This window comes from Acidaminococcus sp. CAG:542 (genome assembly GCF_000437815.1).
Classification (GTDB): Bacteria; Bacillota; Negativicutes; order Acidaminococcales; family Acidaminococcaceae; genus Acidaminococcus.
Genome location: NZ_FR902109.1, coordinates 1 through 24,106 on the forward strand (window position 1 = coordinate 1; position 24,106 = coordinate 24,106).

Sequence of the window (24,106 nt, forward strand, 5' to 3'; positions counted from 1 at the left end):
GGAGCCGCTATGCGGCTCATTATGATAAGCACTGAAATTTCAGAGAAAGGAACCTGCTCTATGACCCATCCCATTTCCACCCTGTTCATTTCCTGTCTGGCGGCCCTGACCTTTCTGGCAGCTCCCGCCCTGGCCTCCCCGGCGTCTCTGGGAGCCCGGAAGGTACCGGCGCCGGTCCCGGCGGAAACCCCTGCCGCCCCGGCAGCCGCTCCTGCGGCTCCGGAAGCATCTCCCGGATCACCGGAAACTCTCCCGGCCCCGGCGGCCCCTGTCTCTCCCGCTCCGGCACCCCGGCCTCCGGAGGACCCCATCACCACCGTGACCCTCAGTGCCGCCGGGGACTGCACCCTGGGCACGGAAGAAAGCTTTGGCTATGAGGCCACCTTCCCGGCTGCCTGGGACGCCGCCGGCGGAGATGGTTCCGTATTCCTGGCAGGCGTCCAGTCCGTTTTTGCCAAGGACGACCTGACGGTGGTGAACCTGGAAGGCCCTCTCACCACCCGGGGCCAGCGCCAGGACAAGACCTTCGCCTTCCGGGGCGATCCGGCCTATGTGGAAGTGCTGAAAGCCGGCAGCGTGGAAGCCGCCTCCCTGGCCAACAACCACAGTTACGACTATGGGAACGACGGGTACTGGGACACCTTCAAGACCCTGGGCGACAACGGGATCATGCCCTTCGGCTATGAGGAAAGCCAGATCCTCCCGGTGAAGGGAATCCCCGTAGGCCTGGTGGGGATCAACGCCCTGGAAGCCGGGGCCGCCGATCAGCTGGTGGCAGAACTGGCCAAAATCAGGGAAAAAGGGGCCCGGCTGAAAGTGGTCTATTTCCACTGGGGCAGCGAACTGGAAACCCATCCGGATGAAGACCAGGTGTGGCTGGCCCATCTGGCGGTGGATCACGGAGCCGACCTGGTGCTGGGGTCCCATCCCCATGTGATCCAGCCTCTGGAAATCTACAAGGGAAAGACCATCTGCTACAGCCTGGGGAATTTCTGTTTCGGAGGCAACAGCAACCCGGGAGACAAGGACACCTTCATCTACCAGCAGACCTTCCGGTTCCGGGACGGCCATCTGGTGGGAACGGACCCGGGAAAAGTGATCCCCTGCCGGATCTCCTCCACCCCGGACTGGAACGATTACCGTCCCACCCTGGTGGAAGGGGAAGAGGCGGAGCGGATAAAGGGGAAAGCAAAGGGACTGTTGCAAGAGCAACAGTCCCTTTTTCACGCCCCCAATATTCCCCCGACCACCATACCCAGATAGGTGCCGATTACGTAGCCGAAGGTGCCTACCAGCATGCTGGGGCCCACCAGGGCCGTCCAGCCCTGGGAAATGGCCATTCCTGCCGCGGTGGTGGGGCCTCCGATGTTGGCATTGGAAGCCAGGACGATGTCTTCCAGGCTGAAATGGAACAGTTTCCCTCCCACAAAGCAGAAGGCCATGTTCACCACCACCATCAGGAAGCAGAACACGAACAGCAGCGGCGCGTTCCGGAGGATTTCCAGGATGGAAGCGGGCACCCCGATGGCGAAGAAGAACAGGTAGATGAAATAGGTGCCGATTTCCTGGGCTCCGGCCAGGTCTGCCGCCTGTTTTTCAAAAAAGGTGGCGAACCCCATGGAAAACAGGGTGATCCACACATACTGGCTGCTGAAGAAGGTATTGGCCATGTGTCCCAGGCCGCTGCCGGTGGGAATGGCGGCCCCCAGGGCCTTCCCCAGGTTCTGGGACAGGGTCACCACCGCCACCGCATAGAACAGGTCCAGGGCAATGTCCTTTAAGGAAATGTTCTTGGGCTGCCAGTAGGCTGCCGCCTGGGTCTGAGCGTCTTCCCGTCCTTCCCGGGCCACCCGGTCCATGTGGGGATGGGGATAGTGTTTCTGGAAAAAGGCGCTGCCCACACATTTCAGCAGTACCAGGAAATACACCGCCATATTCAGGTTGTCCGCCACCACCGTAGCGGAAACCAGGGTCCCTTCCGTGTGGAAGGCGTCGGCCAGGGCCACGAAATTGACCCCGCCTCCGATGTAGGACCCGGTCATCATGGCCGCCACCTTGGCCAGCCCGTCGATCCGGCTCCCCAAAAGCCAGCAGCCCAGCACGGCGCCGCACACGGTCCCCACCGCCCCGATGAGGAAAATGAACAGCAGCCGGCCGGTTTCCTGCCAGATCTTCGTCAGGTTGGCCTGGAGCAGCAGCAGAGGAATGGCCAGGGGTACGGCGTATCCCCAGATGATATCGTCATAAATGGGGGCATGGCTGGGGATCACGTTCAGGTTCACCAGCACAATGGCCGCCACCAGGGCCAGTACGGCCCCGGAAATCCGAGAGGCCCAGGCATAGGTCTGTTCCAGCCAGATGGAGCCTGCCACCACCCCGCAGGTCAGGGCCAGCAGCAGCCAGGTGTTTTCCGGTGCAATCAGTGGATTCATAAACAACATCCTTCCTTATTCGTTATTCCAGAACGAAGATCCGGTCCCCCAGATCCCCTGGTATCCAGATATTCTTTCCCTTTGCCAAATGACATGATGAGCCTCCTTTGATACACGGAGCGTTCGGCTCTGGCGATATTTCGCCTGGGTCGAAAACCTTGAACCGCCCCCGCGGCCAATATGGACAGAAACAGCCGGGCATCCGCCCGGCGCACAAAAGCAGGATTTTCGTTTTCCAACAGTTTCACCTTCAGACACAAAAATACATTCTGAGAGTACATAGTAGAAAAAATTCCCGGAAATGTCAAGAAGGGGGTGTTGCACGGTATGTGCAGCACCCCCTGTTTTTCATCCTCTTATTTTACTTCCTTGAACGCACTTTTGGGCTGGCCGCAGAGAGGGCAGACCCAGTCGTCGCTTTCGCTGTTGATGTCCCCTTCGTATTCATAGCCGCAGACCGGGCACACATACACCTTTTTGGCCTTTTCCTTTTTCTCTGCCTGAGGATACCGGGCCAGGATTTCCGCCATCAGTTCCCCATGGTGGCCTTCCTGTTTGGCAAACACTTCCATTTCGTCAGCCGCTTCGGCAAACCCGGCAGCCCGCACCTTGTCCGCCATGCCCTTTACCTGGGCCTCCCCATTGGTTTCCGCTTTTTGGAGGGTTTTCACCAGGCCCCAGAAATCCTGGGGATATTTCCCGTTGAGCACGGCATAGAAGCCCGCATGGACCGCTTCCTGGTTGGCGGCTTCGATGAACAGGGGCACCAGATCTTCATAGCCCTGTTCTTTGGCCAGCCGGGCCAGTGCATAATACATCATGGTGCCGTTGGCTTCTCCCTGCATCATGTTTTTTGCCATAGCTTCCAGTTCCGTTCCTTTGGTCTGTCCGTAAATGCTCATTGTCTTTTCCTCCTGTTTTCCCTTGCCCCCGTAAAGCGGAGCTTTCTGTTTCTTTTCTTCTGGCCATCGGCCTCTTGTGAAACCCATTATACCCGTTTTATTTAATTTTGCTAAATTTAATTTGTTCTCATGTTCTTTTCCTGTTACAATAAAGTGCAGTCAAAAATTTTTCCGTACCGGAGGTATGATCGATATGAATGAAAAGGATGCCTGCAATCCCCTGCTGCTGAAAAACCAGCTTTGCTTTCCCCTGTATGCCAGCGCCCGGAAAATCGTAGCTGCCTATACTCCCTTCCTGAAAGAAATCGGCCTCACCTATGCCCAGTATGTAACCATGATGGTGCTCTGGGAAGAAAAGTCCACGACCATGCATGACCTGGGAAAACGGCTTTACCTGGATTCCGGGACCCTGACCCCGGGGCTGAAGAAGCTGGAGGCCATGGGCTATGTGAAGCGTTCCCGGAAGCCTGAAGATGAGCGGATCGTCATGGTGGAAATCACCCCCGATGGACTGGCCCTCCGGGACAAGGCCCTGAAAGTCCCCCATGCCATGGGCTGCCTGATCAACCGGAAAGGTCCCCTGTTCACAGCCGAAGAAGTGGCCGATTTGAAAGAAAAACTGTACCGGATCCTCCACGTACTGGAGGGGTAAAAAGAGGAGCTGCTGCACGTATGTGATTTCCACACGTGCAGCAGCTCCTTTTGTATTCACTTCTTTACCACGTCGATGTTCCCGTTCTGGAGAACCACTTCGATATGGTCCCCTCTCTGGATCTCGCCCTGGACGATCTTGTTGCTCACTACGGTTTCCACCGTATGGACAATCAGTCTCTTCAGAGGACGGGCCCCAAAGGCAGGGTCGAACCCGGCTTTGGCCAGGTAGGCAACGGCGTCGTCGGTGGCCGTCAGGGTCAGTTCCAGCTGGCTGTGGAGCCGGCTGCCCAGATGGTTCAGGATCAACCGTACAATGTCTTTCAGCTGTTCTTCCTGGAGAGGTTTGAACACCACAATGTCGTCCACCCGGTTCAGGAATTCCGGCCGGAAGAACTTCATCAGCATGCTCCGGACTTCGTCCTTGCTGATGTTGCCCTTCTTTTCCATGATCTCATGGGACCCCAGGTTGCTGGTCATGATGATCAGGGTATTCTTGAAGTCCACCATACGGCCCTGGCCGTCAGTCAAACGGCCGTCGTCCAGCACCTGGAGCAGTACGTTGAACACATCCGGGTGAGCCTTTTCGATTTCATCGAACAGGATCACGGAATAAGGATGGCGCCGCACCGCTTCCGTCAGCTGGCCCCCTTCTTCATAGCCCACATATCCAGGAGGGGCACCGATCAGACGGGACACCGTATGTTTCTCCATGTATTCACTCATATCGATACGGATAATGCTCTTTTCATCATTGAACAGCACTTCCGCCAGGGCTTTGGCCAGTTCGGTCTTGCCCACACCGGTAGGCCCCAGGAAGATGAAGGAACCGATGGGTTTGTTGGGATCCTTGATCCCGGCCCGGGCCCGGATTACGGCTTCGCTGACAGCTTCCACCGCTTCGTCCTGGCCGATCACCCGTTTGTGGAGGATTTCCGGCAGGTGCGCCAGTTTCTTCTTTTCTCCTTCCATCAGACGGTTCACAGGGATGCCCGTCCAGGTGCTCACCACCTTGGCGATATCATCCTCGTCCACTTCTTCCTTCAGCAGGCGTTTGTCGGAATGTTCCTCTTTTTCCAGGGCCGCCAGCTGTTTCTGGAGTTCCGGCAGCTTGCCGTACTTCAGTTCCGCCAGACGGTTCAGGTCATAGGACCGTTCCGCTTCTTCCATTTCCTTCTTCACATTGTCCATATCCTTCTTGACCTGACGAATCTTGGCAATGCCGCCCTTTTCGGCCTTCCACTGGTCCATGAGCTTGTCGTTCTCGCCCTTCAGTTTGGCCAGTTCCTCTTTGATCTTTTCCAGACGGGCCTTGGAAGCATCGTCCTCTTCCTTGGACAGGGCCTGTTCCTCAATCTGGAGCTGGAGCATCCGGCGACGGCTTTCATCCAGTTCCGTAGGCATGGAATCGATTTCCACCCGCAGACGGGCAGCGGCTTCATCCACCAGGTCGATGGCCTTGTCCGGCAGGAACCGGTCATTGATGTACCGGTTGCTCAACGTGGCAGCAGCCACCAAGGCGGAATCCTTGATCCGGACCCCATGATGGACTTCGTACCGTTCCTTCAGCCCTCTCAGGATGGAAATGGTGTCCTCCACACTGGGTTCCTTCACCAGCACCGGCTGGAAACGCCGTTCCAGGGCGGAATCCTTTTCAATGTATTTCCGGTATTCCTTCAGGGTGGTGGCACCGATGCACCGGAGTTCCCCTCTGGCCAGCATGGGTTTCAGGATGTTCCCCGCATCCATGGAGCCTTCAGAAGCCCCGGCTCCCACCACCGTGTGCAGTTCATCGATGAACATGATGATCTGGCCGGCAGAATCGGACACGATTTTCAGGACTTTCTTCAACCGTTCCTCAAATTCCCCTCTGTACTTGGCCCCGGCCACCAGGGACGCCAGGTCCAGGGCATACAGGGTCTTATTCTTCAGGGATTCAGGAACGTCCCCGGCCACGATCCGGCGGGCCAGGCCTTCCACAATGGCGGTTTTGCCCACGCCCGGTTCACCGATCAGCACCGGGTTGTTCTTTTTCCGGCGGGACAGGATTTCGATGGTCCGACGGATTTCATCGTCACGGCCGATTACCGGATCCAGCTTCCCGTCCCGGGCTTTCTGGGTCAAGTCCTGGCCGAATTTCTCCAGGGTCTTGCGGTTTTCATCCGCATCCCCATTGTTTTCATACTTGTCGATCAAACCACGGATGGCACTGCGGGTGATCCCGTACTTTTTGCACAGGTCCACCACTTCCGTATCCCCGTCTTCACACAGGGCGGCCAGCAAATGGGATGCAGTCACCGGGTTCTGGCCGGCGGCTTTTTCCGCCAGGGCGAACACCCGGGCCAGGCCCGTGCTCATGCTCAGCTGATCGGACCCCTTCACGGAAGGGATCTGCTTCAGCAGACGGTCCACCTCCCGGCTGAACTGGGCCTCATCCACGTTCAGGCTCTTCAGCACAAACTTGAAGAACCCGTCCGGCTGGCTGCACATGGCAGACAGCAGATGGACGGTGGTCAGTTCCTGGTTGTAATTCATAACGGCTTGCTGCTGGGCAGCTTCCAACAATCCACGCACTTCGTCACTCAAGCGTTCTGCCTGCATAACAAACACCTCCAAAAACCATTGGATCAATGGGTTATCTTCTTCATTCAGAGCCCGAAACAAACAGGGCCCGGGAAGTCTCTTTTCTCACTTCCCGGGTCTTATTATACCCATTAAAAGTCAAAAAGTCAAATATTATTTTCGTTTTTTTGACTTTTTTTGATTTTATTTTTCTTTGGCCAGACAGGACCATTCCGGATGACGGGCCACTTCCCGGAAGAAGGCCTTTCCGGCGGCATCCGCCTTGTCCCTCCGTTTCTCCGTCCGGATCCCTTCCTGGCCGCAGAGGGCTGCCAGGGACAGGGTCAGTTCCCGGTCTCGGGCTCCTTCGGCCCCTTCCGCCAGGGCTCCGGTCCGGGCATAGCTGCGGCAGTATTTCCACCACTTTTCCCAGTAAGCTTCCCCTCGCTTCACCAGCCGTTTTTCTCCCAAGCCCCGTTCCAGGGTCAGGAGCCCGGCCAGGTCTTCCAGCTGCCCTTTCCGTTCCCAGGGATCCGGGCTGCCGGCATCTTCCAGGAACTGCTGTTCCTGCTGCCACCGGTTCCACCGGACCTGGAGGAATTTTTCCAGGGTTGGGTTCTCTCCGTCCTTTTTGGCCAGGGTGGCCAGGTACAGCAGCTGCCACAGGGCCGCTGCCGCTTCCCGGGCGCAGCAGTCCGCACAGTGCTGAGCCGCCGCCACCCACCGGTCTTCCAGCCACTGCCAGGCCGGTTCCAGGGAGAGGAGCTCTTCCGGGAAAGGCTTTTCCCGCTGCCGGTCAGACGTTTCCAGGTAGTCCACCGGTTCCAGCACCCCCAGGAGCCCGTCCAACAGATCCCGACCCTTTTTCCAGGAGGTCCGGGACAAAAAGCCCTGGCCCAGGTTCCACAGTCCGGCGCACTGCTGGAGAACAGTGAGCAGTTCCCGGCTCTCAAATTCCCGGTTCTCTCCGGGCACCAGAAGATCCAGTCCCCTGCCCAGGGCCTGCTGGACCAGGGTCCGCCACACTTCCGACGGCTCCGTTTCCTGATTCCAGCCAGGTGCCTTCCCGTCTTTGGGTGGGTTCCCCTTCCAGCCGGTAAGATCCAGCCCCCGTTTGAACTTGCTCCGCTCTTCCGGCCACAGAGGGATGGCCTGGGCCAGAGCCGCCGTAAACCGCAGCAGGTCCCGTTCCTGGCCCCGTTTGATCTCCAGTTCCAGTTCCTCTATGGGAGCCTTTTTATCCCCGGCGGTCAAGGTTCCCTGGTCAAGGGCCGCTTCCACCACCGTCACGGCGGACAGCTGGATCAGAGCCGTTTTCCGGGTAAATTCCACGGTACACAAAGGAAGCAGTTCGTCTTCCTGGAGCAGGGTCTGGAGCTTCTGGTCCAGCTGGGGAGCAAAGCCCTGGAGCACCGGCTCCGGCTTTGTCAGAGGCACCGTGTATTCCTCCCGGCTGGAGAAGCCGTTCACCGTCTTCCCCTGGCTTTTCACCGTAGCTTCGAAGGCCTTCCCGTTGGTCCGGCGGATCCGGTAGGCCATGCCGCTGCGGGTCAGTTTCCGGTCCCGGGTATCCAGGTACTGGTTCCAAAGGTCCAGGGTATGCCGGCTGCCGGGAATGATTTTTTCCTTCACCAGAGGCAGCTGGAAGAATTTCCGGCGGCCCGCCTTGGTGGAAAGCAGTTTGATTTCTTTTTCCTGTCCTTGCGCCATATGGTTTCACACTCCCTGATCTTTTCCAAAATCTTATCATATAATTGTAACACAACATCTCCCCTCTTGGGATGAACTGTTTGGTTATGGAGGAAGCCGTCCATTGGAAATGGCTGATTTTATTGACATTTTACGTATTAAAAGTTATTATTAAAGAAACTTCTCTTTTAACAATTTTATTCTATCTATATATAAGGAGGCTTTGCCATGCTCAGTCCAAAGGAACTGTCAGAAGTCCTAAAAGCCCAGGGGATGAAGATCACCCCCCAGCGGCTGGAAGTATACCGGGCCTTTACCGGCCCCGAAGACCATCCCACGGCTACAGAAATCTATGAAAAAGTGCGGCAGCAGATGCCTACCCTGAGTTTTGCCACTATCTACCAGTCTCTGGGATTTTTCTGCCGGATGCACCTGATCCAGACTGTGGATGTAGGCGACGGGACCATGCGCTACGATGTGGATCCCCATCCCCACCCCCATTTCCGCTGCGAAAAATGCGGCAAGGTGTTCAACCTGGATTTTGCCTACCACAAACACCTGGACCAGGACGTGGCCAAAAAAACCGGTTTCACCATCCGCTGCCACCAGACCTATTTCCTGGGGCTCTGCAAGGAGTGTAAGGAATAGGGACTGCTGCGCCAGGCACAGCAGCCCCGTCAATTGTCAATTGCCGAAGGAAAGGACCCGCCTCTCATGGAGGCGGGTCCTTTTTGAATCTATGCCCTCTGGGCGGCCGGGACGGGCTTGCCTGGGGCAAGCCCCTACGCCGTCGCTGTCCAGGAACCGGCTAACAACAGTTTCCTTATGGAGACTCTCCCTTGGACGGCATTCCCGTCCAATCGGTCGAACAAACAATGCCCGACCCCAACGCCGTAGGGGCGTGCCGCAGGCCCGCCCGTCCCGGCCTGAGGGGTTAACCTTTCAAAGGAACCCGCACTTTTCCTTACAGCACAAATGCCACAATAAAATTGTAGGCAGCTGCCGCCAGGACACTGACAGGCACCGCCCGGAGCAGCAGCTTGTTGAACAGGGTGTTCCGGTCCTCTTCTTTGGGCGTGGACCCCAGGATCAAAGACCCGCCGGAAGAGAAGGGACTGATGGCACTGGACTGGGCCCCCAGTACCGTACAGGCAAACAAGGCGGAGGCAGACAATCCAGTGCTTTCCGCCAGACCCGGAATCAGAGGGAACAGAGCCGGGGTCACCACCCCGGTGGTGGAACTGAAGAAGCTCATGATGGCGGCAATGATGGAGAAAGCCAGAGGGATCAGCGGCGTGGGCACATTGGCTCCCACCCAGGCGCTGAGCATCTTGATGGTCCCGGCTTTCACCGCCACCGCAATCAGCATCCCGGCCCCGGCAATCATGATGATGGTGTTCCAGGGAATCTTCGAAATGGCTTCCTTCTGGGGAGCCAGCTTCATCAACAGGGCAATCACTGCGAAGATAATGGCCACCAGGCCCACATCCACTTTACCGGCCATATAGGCGATTCCTGCGTTCCCGGGCACCAGGATCTTCAGCAGGGGGAACACCAGCACCACGACCATCATCACCAGCATCAAGGTCAGGGTCTGGCTCTGGACTTTCGTAAAAGGTTCCGGCTTTTTGAAGGTGACCCCCTGGCCGATGTTCCGATTGGCCTTGATGCCGTACCGGAACAGGGTGATCAGCACCAGGGAAAAGGCAAAGGACAGCAGGAAGATTTCCATTTCCATGGCAAAGGAATCCATGGGAGCCTTCAGCTTCAGGGCTTCATAGGCTGTATCCGACAGCCCCCGGAAAATCACCCCCAGATTGGAGGTGGGAAAGTTCCCGCCGCACAGGGCCCCGCAGTTGATGGCCACCGCCCCGGTGAGTTTGTCCATCCGGGATTCATCACAGATCAAAAGGGTAATGGGCGCCAAGAAAGCCAGCACCGTAAAATAGGTGGCCCCCATCACCGACAGCACCACGGCCACTCCGAACAGGGCATAGGGCAGCATCCCCGGGAATTTCCGGCAGGCATAGAGCAGGGAGCCGGACATTTTTTCCAGAGTCCCGTTGATGGCCGCCACATTGTAGAACAGGGACACGGACAAAATCACGAACATGGTACTGATGGGCCAGAACCCGATCACCGCTTTGGGTTTCAGCCCCATGACCAGACACCCGATCAGATAAGCAAAGACAATACAGAACAGCCCGGTGTTCAGACCGGTTTTATACCCCAGATAAATGGCAATGGCTATGGCCAGAACAATCGCCGCACTCAGCATAATGCTTCCTCCCCCTTGTTTCAGTCTTTGGCTGCGCCCACCGGTTCTTCCTGGATGCCCAGCAGCCGGTAGGGAATGGTTTTGGTCATGTAGTACACCTGTTCTTCAGGAATCCCGTATTCCACCAGGTAATGCATGTATTCGTAGATTTCCGTTTCCCAGTCCGGATTTTCCGTCTGTCCCCCGTCCGTATCCACCATGACATGCTGGTACCCTACAGCCTGGATCAGTTCCGCATTTTCCCGCAGGTTCATGTGATACTTCTTCCCTTTCCCCATGTTCTGGGCATAGCACCGTTCCAGGATCACGTCATAATCCTTCACCAGACGGATCTGGTCTTCCAGGGTGTACCCGCACACCCACCATTCCGGATGGGTGATGACGATTTTTTCCACCCCGGCCTTCCGGGCCGCTTCCACCACCACAAAAGCCTCTTCCGGAGATACATGGGCGGTGGCCAGTACTGCATCATGGTCTTTGATCAGACCGAACACCGTTTCCAGTTCCGGGATCACTTTCCCGTCCCGGACCAGCTGGATTCCCTCATCGGGATTTTTCCCCATTTTTTCCAGATGCCGCCGGGCGGACTGGGTGGGCAGCCAGATTACCTTGGCCCCCAGCTTCAGGCCTTTTTCCACCGCTTCCGGGTTCACACCCCCGATGACTTTGTTCATGACCACCCCGCCGTACATGGTGAAGTTGGTGCTGTCCCCATAGACCTTCTTCACATAAGCATTGGCAATGGCCGCCCGGTTCACCGTGAACCCCAGGTGGGACTTGATCACAATGGCCCGGGCCCCCACCCGCACCGCCGCATCCGCCAGTTCCAGATCGTTGTAGGCCCGCAGCCGCAGATCCGGATTGGTGTGCACATGCATATCGCAGATTCCCTTCAGTGAAACTCTGCTCATTCTGATTCCTCCCTGTTATACAAGTATTCTGAATAAATTTGCTTTTAGTGTACCGCGGGGCTGGCTATTGCAGAAGCCGATAAAATATGATATCTTGTATAGGAAATACCGATGGTAAAGGAGAGGATACGATGGATCTTCGGGAACTTCACTACCTGCTTGCCCTGGCGGAAGAAAAGAGCATTTCCCGGGCGGCGGAACGGCTGTTCATGGCCCAGTCCAGCCTGTCCCAGTTTCTCAGCACCACAGAGTCTCATTTAGGATACAAACTGTTCATCCGCACTTCCAGCGGCATCCGGCCCACGGAACCGGGAAAACGGATGATCCGGTTCGCCCAGGATACCCTGGCGGAATTCCACCGGGCCAAGGACGAGATCCAGGATATCGGCAACCTGAAAGGGGGCCATGTGATCCTGGGAATCAGTTCTTTCCGGGGATCCTTCCTGCTGCCGCCCGTACTCCAGGCTTTCCAGCAGAAATATCCGGGGGTGCGGGTCCAGATCGTGGAAGAGAATTCCCTGGCCCTGGAACAGCTGCTGCTCACCGGGAAAATCGACCTGGCCCTTCTGGTGATGCCGGAAAAACGCAGCCGGATCCAGGCCCGGTTCCTGATGCACGACGAAATCTGCCTAATCACCCATCCGGACCATCCGGTGATGGAACTGGTCCATCAGGGCCAGGCCGGTCAGCAGCCTTCCCAACTGTCCCAGTACATCAACATCCAGGATGCGGCCCGGTTCGAATTCCTGCTCAGCGGCTACGGCACCATCCTGGGCCGGGAAGCCCGGCGGATCTTCCTCCGCCACGGCATGAACCCCACCTACTACAACGAGAACCTGTCCGCCCTGTTTGCCGCTGCCCTGGCCGCCAACGGTCTGGGACTGGCCTTCACCTACGCCAGCAGCCGCCAGTACTTCCACCGGGCCCAGCTGCTGTCCCTGGGCAAAGACGGTACCTCCATTCCCCTGGGCACCGCCATGGCCCCGGGCCGGTACCATTCCAAAGCCACAAAGGCCCTGGATCAGGTGATCTTTGAAGTGTTGGGGAAGTGAAAAAAAGGGGGGCTGTTGCTCATGCAACAGCCCCATTTTGAATCTATGCCCCCTGGGCGGCCGGGACGGGCTTGTCTGGGGCAAGCCCCTACGCCGTCGCTGTCCAGGAACCGGCTAACAACGGTTTCCTTATGAAGCCTCCCCCCTGGATGACAAAAGAGGACCGCCCATACAGCCGGCCCGCTTTGCCGTCACAACGGCATCCCCGTCCAATCAGTCGAACAAACAATGCCCGACCCCAACGCCGTAGGGCGTGCCGCAGGCCCGCCCGTCCCGGCCTGGGGGTTTTACAAGTTCAGAAGCAGCTGCCCCCGGCAGATGGTCTCCATCGGTGTGAGACTGGAAAGGGGCTCTGCCGCTTTCCACCGTGCACTCCTCCCTATTTTTAATAATTTTGTGATATAATCATCTAAAATACCATGATTTTTGTGATTTTTAGAGAAGAAAGGGCGTGATTTTTGTGAACCGGCTTACCCGGAAAATCGATTCCTTCCTGGTCCAATGGAAGAATTCCCCCCATCACCTTCCTCTCATCATCAAAGGAGCCCGGCAGGTGGGAAAAACGGAAGCCATCGAGCATTTTGCCCGCACCCATTACACCCACCTGGTGGAAATCAACTTTGTCCTCCAGAAAGAATACCGGCACATCTTTGATGACGGATTCGATGTGAACCGGATCCTTCAGAACATCACCTTCCTGGACCCCAGCCTGCAGCTGAAGCCCCATGAAACCCTGATTTTTTTCGACGAACTCCAGGCCTGTCCCAACTGCGCTACCAGTCTCAAGGCCTTCCAGCTGGACGGCCGCTATGATGTGATCTGTTCCGGATCCCTTATGGGCATCAGTTATCAGGAAATCGAATCCAACAGTGTGGGCTACAAGGAAGATATCACCCTGTATCCTTTGGATTTTGAAGAATTTCTCTGGGCCAGAGGCTACACTTCGGAACAGGTGGACCTTTTTTATCAGCATCTGCTGGAAACCCGGCCCCTTTCCAGGCTGGAAATGGACGTGCTGCAAAAAAACTTCCAGGACTATCTGGTGCTGGGAGGCATGCCTGCAGTAGTCTGGCGGTTCATCCAGCAGAACAATTTCAGCGGCACTCTCCAGCTCCAGCAACAGCTGCTCCTGGACTATGAAGAGGACATCACCAAATATGTCGGCGGCCTGGACAAAGGAAAAATCCTGAATGTCTACCGGAAAATCCCTGTATTTCTGGGAAAGGAAAACAAAAAATTCCAGATTTCCAAAGTGGCCCACGGAGCCCGGAACCGGGAATATCTGGGGGTAGTGGACTGGCTGTCCAACGCCGGCATCGTCAATGTCTGCTATTGCCTGGACCATCCGGAACTGCCTTTGAAAGGGAATTACAACCCAGACCAGTACAAGCTGTATTTTGCCGACACCGGTCTCCTGATCGCCTCTCTGGACGAAGAAGCCCAGCTGGATCTGCGCCGGAACCGTAACTTCGGCGTTTACAAAGGCGCTCTCTTTGAAAACATGGCCGCCCAGATGCTGGTCCAGCAGGGCTACGGCCTGTATTACTACAAAAACACCCAAGGCACCCTGGAAATGGACTTTTTCGTCCGGGATGCAGATTCCCTGATCCCCGTGGAGGTGAAAGCCACCGACGGCAGTACCCGCTCCCTGAACCGTCTCCTGGAAGATTCGAGCCATTATCCGGACATCCGGTACGGCATCAAACTCAGCACCGGAAACATCGGCTGGAACGGAAAATTCTACACCATACCTTATTTTCTCGGTTTCCTGCTAAAACGGTGGCTGAGGGAGAAATAAACGGGGGGTGCTGCACGTTCTCTGCAGCACCCCTGTCAGCTGTCAACGGTTTCCTTATGACACCTCTCCCCTGGACGGCATCCCCGTCCAATCGGTCGAACAAACAATGCCCGCCCCCAACGCCGTAGGGGCGTGCCGCAGGCCCGCCCATCCCGGCCTGGGGGGTTTACAAGTTCAGAAGCATCTGCCCCCGGCAGATGGTCTCCATAGGCATAAGACGTAGGACTCCTGTCCTAAAATTTCCTTCCATTTTCTCTCTCTTTTTATGTTACAATGAAGACAGAAATCAACTGTTGAAGGAGCTGTTATCATGGAAGAGATGGACATTGGAGGGCGGATCCAGGAATACCGCAAAGCTGCCGGGATGAGTCTCCGGGAACTGGCCGCCCATGCGGAAATCTCTCCTTCCATGCTCAGCCAGATTGAAAACAACGCCGTCAACCCCTCCATCAACACCCTGAAGAGCATTGCAGAAGTTCTCCAGATCCCCCTGTACAAATTTTTCAAGCCCCAGGCCCCCACTCCTGCAGACCAGATCGTCCGCCAGGGAGAGCACCGGATCATCGGCCACTGGGGCACGGAAGTCACCTACAAGCTGCTGACCCCGGATACGGACAGTACCATTGAATTCATCCTGATGGAAATCCCCGCCGGCACCGTCACCACCAAAGTTCCCCGGGGCCATCAGGGCGAGGAAACTGCCTATGTGATGGAAGGCCAAGTGGAAATTACCGTGGATGACCAGACCTACCAGCTTTCTGCCGGAGACAGCATACGGATCCTGTCCGGCCACCCTCACAAATGGTCCAACCGGTCCAAAGAACTGGTCCGGGTCATCTTCGCCGTGACTCCTCCTTCTTTTTAAGCACAAAAAAACTGCCGCAGCCGCGGCAGTTTTTTTGTTACAGCAATACCATGCTCAGCAGGAACACGGTGACCAGTGCGGTCATGGACTGGAGCACGCTGATAATGGGAATGGTCTTGTAGGCAATGGACGTATCCATATCGGAAGTGGTGGCCGTTACCCAGAAGAAATCGTCGTTCCCGTGGAATACCATCATGCCCCCGGCAGCACAGGCCAGCATGGCAATCACCCGGCCCATGGGAGAACCGAAGCCCAGCACATCGATCAGAGGAGTGATCATGGTGGCTGCCGTTACCATGGCAATAGTAGCAGAGCCTACGCAGGTCCGGAACAGGAACCCAATCAGGAAAGGTGCCAGGATGCCGATGGAAACCCCGCTCATGCTGGCAGTGAGGATGTCCCGGAGAGGAGAGGCTTTCAGCACTCCGGAGAAGGCCCCGCCGGCCCCTACGATCAGGACAATCTGTCCGGCCGTCTTCATGGCGTCGGCAATGACCCCGTCAAAGCCCCAGGCTTTGGTGTCTTCCGGAAAGATGTTGTGGTAGCCCACAGCGGCAATCAGCAGCCCGATCAGCAAAGCCACCGCCGGAGTCCCTACAATGTTCAGCACCAGGGCCAGGGTACCGGTAAGCTTGCACATGCTGCCTACAGTTTTCAGCAGCATCAGGGCAATGGGCACCAGGATGGGCAGGAAGGACATCATGGCACTGGGCAGATTCTGATGTTCCGGCGTGTCTTCCACACTGGTGGGCAGATAGTAGTATTTGTTCCCGGCATAGAGGGAAGCCAGGTAAGCCACCAGGGTCACGGGAATGGATACCAGAGCCCCGAACAGGATCACCTGTCCCAGGTCGGCGCTGAGGATCCCGGCCACTGCCAGAGGGCCAGGGGTGGGCGGCACGAACATGTGGGTGGCGTGGAGGCCCATGCACAGGGAAATGGCCATGGTGGTCATGGAAATCTTGGTATCCCGGGAGAGCCTTTTGGCAATGGGGCTCAGCAGGACGAAAGCGGAATCACAGAACACCGGGATGGAAACGAAGTACCCGGTAATGGCCAGCCCCAGGGCTGCATGTTTCTTGCCGGTGATCTTCAAAATGGTCTTGGCCATGGTTTCCGCGGCCCCGGATTTTTCCAGCAGGGCCCCGGTCACCGTCCCCAGGGCAATGACCAGGCCGATATCCGCCACCGTTCCTCCCATGCCATCTGCAAAGGCCTTCAGCATAGGCTCCATGCCCATGCCGGACACAATGGCAAAGACAAAGGACGTGGCAATCAAGGCAAAGAACGGGTGAAGCTTCAGTTTAACAGTACAGATCACCAGGGCCAGCACCGCAAGGACCAGCCCGGCAATCACAGGAAATGCACCATTCATGGAAATCCCTCCTTCCCCCTTGGGGGAACAGACCTTATTTTTTCAGATAGGTGTTCAGGTATTCTTTCCGGATTTCTTCCGGTACCAGACGGCCGCCGGTGGCCCAGGCAATCTGGGTGGCGTTGGCCAGTTTGCCTGCATCCAGGACCTGGTCCTTCAGATATTTCCGGGTCCCTTCATACACCGTCAGCCGGCAGGGTCCGATGAAGGCCGCACAGCTGGAAGGTTCGATTTCCACGTCTTCGGTTTTCTTCAGATCCCGGAGAAAATCGAAGAGCCGGTAATCATCCACCGTAAAGTCCCCGGACAGCAGGTTGGTCATGATCCGGGTCACAAATCCGGAGGGGCTGGCACAGGCCAGGCCGTCCGCTTCCGTAATCCCGTCAATGTGGAAGTCGTGGACGTTGGCCTTTTCGAATTCCTGGGTGGCCGTGCCCAGCAGGACGGAAGGACAAAGGGTGGGTTCCGTAAAGAACACATGGACATTGTCCTTGAAGATCCGTTTCAGCCCGTAGGAAACGCCGCCGGGGGCCCCGCCCACACCGGCCGGGATGTAAACAATCAGAGGATGGTCAGCATCCACGGTGATCTTCATATCATCCAGCTGTTTCTTCAGCCGTCTGGCAGCCACAGCATAGCCCAGGAACAGGTTCACGGATTTTTCGTCATCCACGAAATAGCTGGTGGGATCCTGGTCGGACAGCCGGCGGCCTTCCGCCACCGCCTTGGAATAGTCATCGGCATATTCGATGACTTCCACGCCCTTCTGCCGGAGCAGATCTTTTTTCCACTGACGGGCATCCATGGACATGTGGACCTTCACCTTGAAGCCCAGCGCCGCACTCATGATCCCGATGGACAGGCCCAGGTTCCCGGTGGAGCCCACCTGTACCGTATACTGATGGAAGAAATCCTTCATATCCTGATCTGCCAGTTTGGCATAGTTGTCCGTTACCTTCAGTTTGCCCGCAGCCAGGGCCAGGTCTTCCGCATGTTTCAGGACTTCATAGATGCCCCCTCTGGCCTTGACGGACCCGGCAATGGCCAGATGGCTGTCCATCTTCAGCAGCAGATGGCCGGGGATGGTGCAGGCAAAGTCCTTTTCCAAGGCCTTCTGCATATCCGGAATGGCTTTCAGGGGAGATTCAATCAGCCCATGGGTCACTGTCGTTTCCGGAAAGCACCGTTCAATGAAAGGCGCGAACCGCTGGAGCCGGTCTGCCGCATCGTCGATCATGGCATCGGACACCACCAGACTGCACACAGCATTGGTCATGTCAAAAGGAAGGTACCGGGGGTTCACCCACACCGTTTCCTTCTTTTCCGAAACTTCCCGGATCACCGGGTCCTGAGCAATGTACTTTTCCGCATCCATCACAAATCCCTCCGTTCAGATTTATTAAACATAATTTCTTTGTTATGTACAGTATAATTAAACACATCCTCCTTGTCAATGGTATTTTTAGAAAATTTCCAGTATTCTTTTTATCTGCGTTTTCATAAGGAATATAACAGTTTTAAAGAAGAAAAACAGAAGCTCTATAAATTTATGCAGCTTCTGTTTTCCATTATTTTGTTTAGTATAGAATAACAACAGTGTTTTATTGGGATGAACGAAAAAAGGAGGTGCTGCACGTTCTGTGCAGTACCCCCGTTTTGAATCTATGCCCCTCTGGGCGGCCGGGGTGGGCTTGCCTGGGGCAAGCCCCTACGCCGTCGCTGTCCAGGGACCGGCTAACAACGATTTTCTTATGGAGACTCTCCCCTGGACGGCATCCCCGTCCAATCGGTCGAACAAACAATGCCCGCCCCCAACGCCGTAGGGGCGTGCCGCAGGCCCGCCCATCCCGGCCTGGGGGGTTTACAAGTTCAGAAGCAGCTGCCCCCGGCAGATGGTCTCCATCGGTGTGAGGCTGGAAAGTGGCTTGCCTCCTTTCGTCTCTCATCCATCACCCATCAAACATGATAAGATAAACAGTAAATAAGAATCGAATTTTCATACGGGAATACCACATCCCCATGACTGTAGAGATGAAAAAGGAGGCGGAGACCATGTGTACATACGGACAATCCATTCTGGAAGAAGGCGAGCAAAAGGGCCGCCTGAAAGAACGGGAAGCCAACGTCCTTGGCATGCTGAAGGAAAAAATCCCCATGGAAACCATTTCCCGGATCACCCACTACTCTCTGGATCAAATCCAGAAACTGGGAAAATTACATGGATTGCTCTAGGTTGGAAAGGCCGCCGGATTTTCCGGCGGCCTTTGTCAGCGGTCAGCGGCCATAGGATGCGGCCCATCCCAAGAAACAGCCATTTCCTCCTTACCCAAAATCCGCCTGGCAGTATACACACTGGCCCCCTTTAAAGGTCATCTGAGGCACCAGTACCTGATGGCCGGTCATGGTATTGCCGTTGATATCACTGTACTCCACGTCTTTCTTTTTCAGCCGGAACAAAGCCACATCAGCCGGGCTTCCTTCGGCCAGAGTTCCCAGTTCCGGCCGCCCGATCAGCTGAGCCGGCTTCCAGGTGGCACAATCCAGCACCTGTTCCAGGGGCATCCCGAACTCCAGATACTTGGACAAAATCCGGGGCAGGGAATGGAGAGGCTGGAGGAAACAGCTGGAGGCATTGTTGTCTGAACTGATCACATCGGGCACAAATCCCTGTTCCACCGCTTTCCGGGCTACTTCCAGGTCGAAGTTGCTCCGGCCGTTGGATGCATCGAACAGGACGCCTTTTTCCCTGGCTTCCCACAGTCCCGGCAGGACCTTTCCCCGTTCATCCAGGCAGGTGTGCTCTCCCCGGTTCTGGTAAATATGGCAGATCACATCTCCCGGCCGCAGGATTTCCGCCACTTCATCCAGGGGCAGAGGGCAGTCCGTCACATGGACCACCACCCGGGTCCCGGCCTTCTCGGCAATTTCCACGGTCCGTTTGAGAGAACTTCTGGCCATGTCCTCATCCAGGATTCCACGGGAAAGCCGGGTTTTCAGGCCCACCAGGTTGTCCCCATACCTCCGGAAGAAGTCCAGGATCTTTTCCTCCTCGAAATACCGGGGATCCAGGTTCTCCGGATACCGGTCATTGGACTGCCCTCCCGAAGCCACCAGAAGGCAGTTCAGGATCCGCACTGATGACATGGCCATTACGCTGGCCCGGTACAGTTCATAGCCTCCTACGCCGGCAGTCCCCCCGTCTACAGCGGTAGTAATGCCCATACAAAAGGAAGCTGCATCCCCATTGACGCCATTTTCACTGCCCCGAAAAAAGTAATGAGTGTGGTAATCGATAAGACCGGGCGTTACCAGACAATCCCGGGCGTCAATGACCTGTCTGTATCCGGACTCATCTCTCCCTTCTCCGGGATATTCGATTTTTCCATTGACCAAGGCCATATTTTTTCGTATCAGCTGATGGGTTTCCGGATCATACACCCGCCCGTTTTTGATCAAAAAATCCATGTTCCGCACTTCCTTTCAAAAGACCCGGCAGAAATTGTCCTGCCGGGTCACCTGTTTTATTTTTCGGCCTTCCTGGCCTGGTCCACAGCCTGGAGCAGCTGATCTACGATTTCACTGCCTTGGTCTTTTCTCACCATGTCATAGACCACTTTGCCTTTTTCCCGGAGCTGGGCAATCACCTGGGGATCCAGAGTAACGATTTCACAGCCGGCATCAATGCAGGTCTGTTTGTACTGCTGGATGCTCTTGTCCGCCCGCCGGTTCCCATAAGCCGTGGCCGCCGCTGCACATTCATCCACCAGTTTCCGTACGTTGTCCGGCAGAGAATTGTACACGTCCTTGTTCATAAAGAAGGTGATGATATGGCCCACGTGGTTGGTTTCCACCACATACTTCTGGACTTCCTGGACGTTGTTCCCCACAATGTTCATGTAGGGATTTTCTTCCCCGTCGATGGTGCCCTGCTGGAGGCCCATGAACACTTCCGTGAACTGCATGGGGGTAGCCGCAGCTCCCAGGGCGTTCCAGTAGGCAATATGATATTTGTTGGTCATCACACGGATTTTCTGTCCCTGGAGGTCTTCCAGTTTCGTCACCTTTTTGTTGGTGGTCAGTTCCCGGAAGCCGGCATCGGAATACCCCAGCATCTGAATGCCCCCAGCGTTGCAGTACTGGTTCATCACCTGGACAAAGGGCCCGTTCAGCACAGTCCGCATCTGCCCCACATTGTCGAACAGGTTGGGCATGTCAAACACCGCATACTGAGGAATAAAATCCACCAGATCCGTAGTCATACCGGTACCGATTTCAATGGAACCGCTGACCACCGCTTCGGTAAATTCCGTGGTGTTTCCCAACTGGCCGCCAGGATACAGGTCAACGGTGATCTTGCCTCCGGATTTTTCTTTCAGCAGGTGGGCAAATTCCGCTACCATCTGGTAGTTGATGGAAGAATCCGCCACTGTCATAGCTGCCCGCCAGTGGTATTCTCCCGGAATCTCACTGGGATCCAAAGGCTGGATGTTTTTCCCGAATTCATCCGCGTCCGCATCCAGTGCAGTACTGATATTGGAGGCCACTTTGGCCTTTTCTTTGGAAAGGGCACTGACCAGCCCCATGGAAATGCCAGGGATATTGGTAATCAGCATCAGGGACAGCAGGAAGGTGGCCAGGAAAGGAACCGTGGCCCGTGCCAGCTTCAGCATGGGGATCTTGGTCAGCCCGGACGCCACGAACAGGTTGATGCCCATGGGCGGCGTCACCATCCCAATGGCCAGGTTGCAGGTCATGATGATTCCGAAATGGATGGGATCCACACCCAAAGCCGTGGCCACCGGCACCATAATGGGAGTCAGAATCATGATATTGGGAATGTTGTCGATGAACATACCGCAGATCAGCATGATGATGTTCATGATCAGCAGCACTACATACTTGTTGTCCGAGATAGCCAGTACTGCCGTGCTGATGGTCTGGGGATACCGGAGCAGGGTGATGACCTTGGCAAAGGCCGCTGCTGCCGCAATCACAAAGAGGATGTTCACATAGGTCTTGGCCCCTTCCATAAACACTTTCCCCAGGTCCTGGAACTGCAGTGTCTTGTAAACAAAAAGGCAGATGAACAGGCCGTAGAACACGCTGATCACCGCCGCTTCCGTGGGACTGCAGACCCCGGAATAAATGGTCCCCAGGATGATGACTGGTGTCATCAGGGCAAAGAAGCTTTCCCGGAACAGTTTCCACAATCCCTGTTCATGAAGCTTCCGATAGCTGGCGTTGAGTTTTTCTTTATCCTCTCCGTGCTTTCTGCAGTAGATCCAGCAGTACCCCATCAGGGAGACCCCGATCAGGATTCCCGGGATGATCCCGGCAATGAACAGCTTGGAAGGAGAGCAGTTGGCCGTGGAGGCATAAACGATATAGGAAATGCTGGGCGGAATGATGACCCCCAGGCCCCCGGCCACAGTCACAATGGAGGTAGCAAAGATCTTTTCATATCCCATGGATACCAGAAAAGGAATGGTCATGGCCCCTACAGCAGAAACCGTTGCAGGAGAAGAACCGGAAATGGCTGCATAGAACATGCAGGTAGCCACTACCGCACAGGGGAACCCGGCCGTCTTGTTGCCGATGAAATACCCGAAGAAATTGAACAGCTTCTTGGAAATCCCGCCCTGGGCCATAATCATCCCGGAAACCATGAACATGGGGACAGCCAGCAGGGTGAAACTGTTGAGGCCGGAGAACATAGCCCGGGCTACATCACTGATGCCAAAAGTAAACTGGCCGTTCAGCAGATTGGGAACCGTGGACAGCAGCGTGAATACCCCGCCTACCGGGAGAGCGATGAAAAGCAATGCTCCCAGCAGTACAAAAAAGAATCCAATGTTCATTCTTCTCCAGCCCCCTTTCCGTTTTGTATATCATTCCCATTATCCCCTTCCAGGGTGGCTTTCCCCTGGAGGACTCTTACCATCAGCTGTGCGTACCGGAAGATTCCCAGCAGGATGCCGAAAGCCATGGCCCGGTAAATATCCGCCACCGGAATGGCCAGAGCCGGACTGGCCTGATGGATCAGCGCCGCCTTGGCAATCAGTTCCTGAGTCCCTTTGAACAGATAAGCCAACAGCAGGATCATGACCCCGTCACACACCAGGCCCAGGATTTTCTGCAGACCTTCCGGCATCATGGTGGTAAAGGTATCCACCTTGATGCTGACTCCGTGGCGCACGGCACAGGGCAGACAGTAGAAAGCCGACAGGGCCAGCAGATAGCAGCAGATTTCATCGGACCAGGTCAGTGCATGATGGAAAGCATACCGCATGATGACGTTGGCAAAGGACAGACAGCACATCACCGCCAGCATAATGGCCAGGATCACCAGTTCAAAATTCTTGTCAAGCCATTTGACCAGTTTCATTTTTCAGACTCCCCTCTCTGATGCAGAATTTTCCGGAAATTTTTATGATTTAATCCTATCATCTTGTTTGTTAACAGTAAACGTGCTTATAATTATAGTTATAAGCAGTATTAGTACTAGTAAAACAGAAAGGAGCCTTGCCATGGACATCCAGGTCCTTGACTATATCGTAACCATTGCTGACTGCGGCAGCATTTCCAAAGCAGCCCAGAAACTGTTCATCACCCAGTCAGGGCTGAATCAGCAGCTGATCAAGCTGGAGAACAAGCTGGGAGTAAAGATCTTTGAACGGGACAACCACCATCTGGAAATCACCCCGGCCGGTCGGCTCATTGTGGACAGTGCCACGGAAATCCTCCGGATCCGGCGAAATACCCTGACCCAGCTCAGCGATCTCCAAACCAGCATCAGCGGCCTGATTTCCCTGGGCCTGACCCATGAACACGGCATCGATGCTTTTACTGCCATCTATCAGCAGTTCCACCAGCGCTATCCCCACATCAATTTTTCCCTGGTGGAAAAGATTGTGGCGGACCAGTATCACATGCTGAACCACGGATCCCTGGACCTGGGCATTGTCCTGATCAAGAAGCTTCCGGCCCCGCTCCAGCGTACCCTGATCCGGGAAGACCTGTACCAGGAAGATCTGCTGCTGGGGGTTCCCCTGTCCCATCCCCTGGCTTCCCGGGCGGTTCCCCTCAGCGCCGGAAAGCCTCTCCGGGTCATCGACCTCCATCTGTTCAAGAATGATCCCTTTGCTCTGATTTTCAAATCTTCCACCATGCGTCAGGACGTCATCGACCCTATGTTCGAAAAAAGCGGCTTTTACCCTCACATCATGCTGGAAACGGCCATGAACAGTGCCTTGGCCACTCTGGTGAGCCGGGGATTCTGCTGCACCATCCTGCCCCATTCCCGGGTACTGGCCAGCAGCCACCGGGATGAATGTGCCTGGTTCCGGATGCTGGAAAATCCCACCTGGTCCGTTTCCGTAGTACGGCGGAAAGACTACCGCCTGGGGGAAGCCACCCGGTATCTGCTGGAACTGGCCCGGCAGTATGGAAAATCCATGGAAGAACAATTTTCCCGGCACAGTCCCGGCTACAACCGGTAAACAAAAAAGGACCCGTCCTCTGTGGACAGGCCCTTTTCTTATAGGGTTATTTCTCCACCGTTTTGGTGGCAATCACATCGGCTCCCAACCCC

At 55.8% G+C, this 24,106-nt stretch carries 19 protein-coding genes and 1 pseudogene; 8 read left to right on the forward strand and 12 right to left on the reverse strand.

All coding sequences use genetic code 11. The features are described 5' to 3' along the window. Window positions 1–60: 60 nt before the first annotated feature. Window positions 61–1,263: a CapA family protein gene (locus QVO43_RS09225; RefSeq protein WP_022488228.1), complete on the forward strand. Its 1,203-nt coding sequence runs from the start codon at window positions 61–63 to the stop codon at window positions 1,261–1,263. Here QVO43_RS09225 and QVO43_RS09230 read toward each other — a convergent pair. Both QVO43_RS09230 and QVO43_RS09235 read right to left on the reverse strand, forming a co-directional pair. Continuing rightward, a complete protein-coding gene (locus tag QVO43_RS09230) occupies window positions 1,224–2,432 on the reverse strand; it encodes a DUF819 family protein (RefSeq protein ID WP_022488229.1) in 1,209 nt (402 codons plus the stop codon). The genes QVO43_RS09225 and QVO43_RS09230 overlap by 40 nt on opposite strands. Before the next feature lie 356 nt (window positions 2,433–2,788). Then, window positions 2,789–3,334: a rubrerythrin family protein gene (locus tag QVO43_RS09235; protein WP_022488230.1), complete on the reverse strand. Its 546-nt coding sequence runs from the start codon at window positions 3,332–3,334 to the stop codon at window positions 2,789–2,791. 193 nt (window positions 3,335–3,527) lie between these two features. Here QVO43_RS09235 and QVO43_RS09240 point away from each other — a divergent pair, with 193 nt between their 5' ends. Continuing rightward, window positions 3,528–3,986: a MarR family winged helix-turn-helix transcriptional regulator gene (locus QVO43_RS09240; protein ID WP_022488231.1), complete on the forward strand. Its 459-nt coding sequence runs from the start codon at window positions 3,528–3,530 to the stop codon at window positions 3,984–3,986. Window positions 3,987–4,042: 56 nt separating this feature from the next. On the opposite strand, the gene clpB is transcribed toward QVO43_RS09240, so the two are convergent. Next, window positions 4,043–6,586, reverse strand: a complete 2,544-nt coding sequence (gene clpB, locus QVO43_RS09245) for an ATP-dependent chaperone ClpB (protein WP_022488232.1) — start codon at window positions 6,584–6,586, stop codon at window positions 4,043–4,045. Window positions 6,587–6,751: 165 nt separating this feature from the next. Next, window positions 6,752–8,257: a CYTH domain-containing protein gene (locus tag QVO43_RS09250; RefSeq protein ID WP_022488233.1), complete on the reverse strand. Its 1,506-nt coding sequence runs from the start codon at window positions 8,255–8,257 to the stop codon at window positions 6,752–6,754. Window positions 8,258–8,464: 207 nt separating this feature from the next. Between QVO43_RS09250 and QVO43_RS09255 the strand changes: the two genes are divergently transcribed. Then, window positions 8,465–8,884 (forward strand): Fur family transcriptional regulator, encoded by a 420-nt coding sequence (locus tag QVO43_RS09255; RefSeq protein ID WP_022488234.1) that lies wholly within the window; start codon window positions 8,465–8,467, stop codon window positions 8,882–8,884. A gap of 316 nt (window positions 8,885–9,200) precedes the next feature. On the opposite strand, the gene QVO43_RS09260 is transcribed toward QVO43_RS09255, so the two are convergent. Beyond that, a complete protein-coding gene (locus QVO43_RS09260; protein WP_022488235.1) occupies window positions 9,201–10,514 on the reverse strand; it encodes an SLC13 family permease in 1,314 nt (437 codons plus the stop codon). Window positions 10,515–10,534: 20 nt separating this feature from the next. Continuing rightward, window positions 10,535–11,425: a DUF6282 family protein gene (locus QVO43_RS09265; protein WP_022488236.1), complete on the reverse strand. Its 891-nt coding sequence runs from the start codon at window positions 11,423–11,425 to the stop codon at window positions 10,535–10,537. Window positions 11,426–11,556: 131 nt separating this feature from the next. On the opposite strand from QVO43_RS09265, the gene QVO43_RS09270 reads away from it, so the two are divergent. The 3 genes from QVO43_RS09270 (at window position 11,557) to QVO43_RS09280 (ending at window position 15,140) form a co-directional block, all read left to right on the forward strand. Continuing rightward, window positions 11,557–12,477 (forward strand): LysR family transcriptional regulator, encoded by a 921-nt coding sequence (locus QVO43_RS09270; protein WP_022488237.1) that lies wholly within the window; start codon window positions 11,557–11,559, stop codon window positions 12,475–12,477. Between the two features lie 460 nt (window positions 12,478–12,937). Next, entirely contained in the window at window positions 12,938–14,275 is a 1,338-nt protein-coding gene (locus QVO43_RS09275; RefSeq protein ID WP_369678689.1) for an ATP-binding protein, read from the forward strand. A 310-nt stretch (window positions 14,276–14,585) separates the two neighbouring features. Next, window positions 14,586–15,140 (forward strand): cupin domain-containing protein, encoded by a 555-nt coding sequence (locus tag QVO43_RS09280; protein WP_022488239.1) that lies wholly within the window; start codon window positions 14,586–14,588, stop codon window positions 15,138–15,140. A 37-nt stretch (window positions 15,141–15,177) separates the two neighbouring features. Here QVO43_RS09280 and QVO43_RS09285 read toward each other — a convergent pair whose 3' ends face one another. Both QVO43_RS09285 and dsdA read right to left on the reverse strand, forming a co-directional pair. Continuing rightward, on the reverse strand, window positions 15,178–16,515 hold the full coding sequence (locus QVO43_RS09285) for a GntP family permease (protein ID WP_022488240.1): 1,338 nt from the start codon (window positions 16,513–16,515) through the stop codon (window positions 15,178–15,180). Between the two features lie 34 nt (window positions 16,516–16,549). Beyond that, window positions 16,550–17,890 carry a D-serine ammonia-lyase gene (dsdA, locus tag QVO43_RS09290; protein WP_022488241.1) on the reverse strand — a complete coding sequence of 447 codons (1,341 nt, stop codon included), beginning with the start codon at window positions 17,888–17,890 and terminating at the stop codon, window positions 16,550–16,552. 677 nt (window positions 17,891–18,567) lie between these two features. On the opposite strand from dsdA, the gene QVO43_RS09295 reads away from it, so the two are divergent. After that, window positions 18,568–18,747, forward strand: a complete 180-nt coding sequence (locus tag QVO43_RS09295) for a hypothetical protein (protein WP_022488242.1) — start codon at window positions 18,568–18,570, stop codon at window positions 18,745–18,747. 90 nt (window positions 18,748–18,837) lie between these two features. Here QVO43_RS09295 and QVO43_RS09300 read toward each other — a convergent pair whose 3' ends face one another. The 4 genes and pseudogenes from QVO43_RS09300 to QVO43_RS09310 form a co-directional block, all read right to left on the reverse strand. Beyond that, complete coding sequence (locus QVO43_RS09300) at window positions 18,838–19,980, reverse strand: metallo-dependent hydrolase (protein WP_022488243.1); 1,143 nt, start codon at window positions 19,978–19,980, stop codon at window positions 18,838–18,840. 56 nt (window positions 19,981–20,036) lie between these two features. Further along, window positions 20,037–21,098 carry a TRAP transporter substrate-binding protein gene (locus QVO43_RS10165; RefSeq protein ID WP_353844348.1) on the reverse strand — a complete coding sequence of 354 codons (1,062 nt, stop codon included), beginning with the start codon at window positions 21,096–21,098 and terminating at the stop codon, window positions 20,037–20,039. Beyond that, window positions 21,090–22,373: pseudogene (locus tag QVO43_RS10170) on the reverse strand (TRAP transporter large permease); the annotation flags it as partial. The pseudogene QVO43_RS10170 and the gene QVO43_RS10165, both read right to left, overlap by 9 nt. After that, on the reverse strand, window positions 22,370–22,900 hold the full coding sequence (locus tag QVO43_RS09310; RefSeq protein WP_022488245.1) for a TRAP transporter small permease: 531 nt from the start codon (window positions 22,898–22,900) through the stop codon (window positions 22,370–22,372). The pseudogene QVO43_RS10170 and the gene QVO43_RS09310, both read right to left, overlap by 4 nt. A 142-nt stretch (window positions 22,901–23,042) precedes the next feature. On the opposite strand from QVO43_RS09310, the gene QVO43_RS09315 reads away from it, so the two are divergent. Then, window positions 23,043–24,014 carry a LysR family transcriptional regulator gene (locus QVO43_RS09315; protein ID WP_022488246.1) on the forward strand — a complete coding sequence of 324 codons (972 nt, stop codon included), beginning with the start codon at window positions 23,043–23,045 and terminating at the stop codon, window positions 24,012–24,014. Window positions 24,015–24,106: the final 92 nt, after the last annotated feature.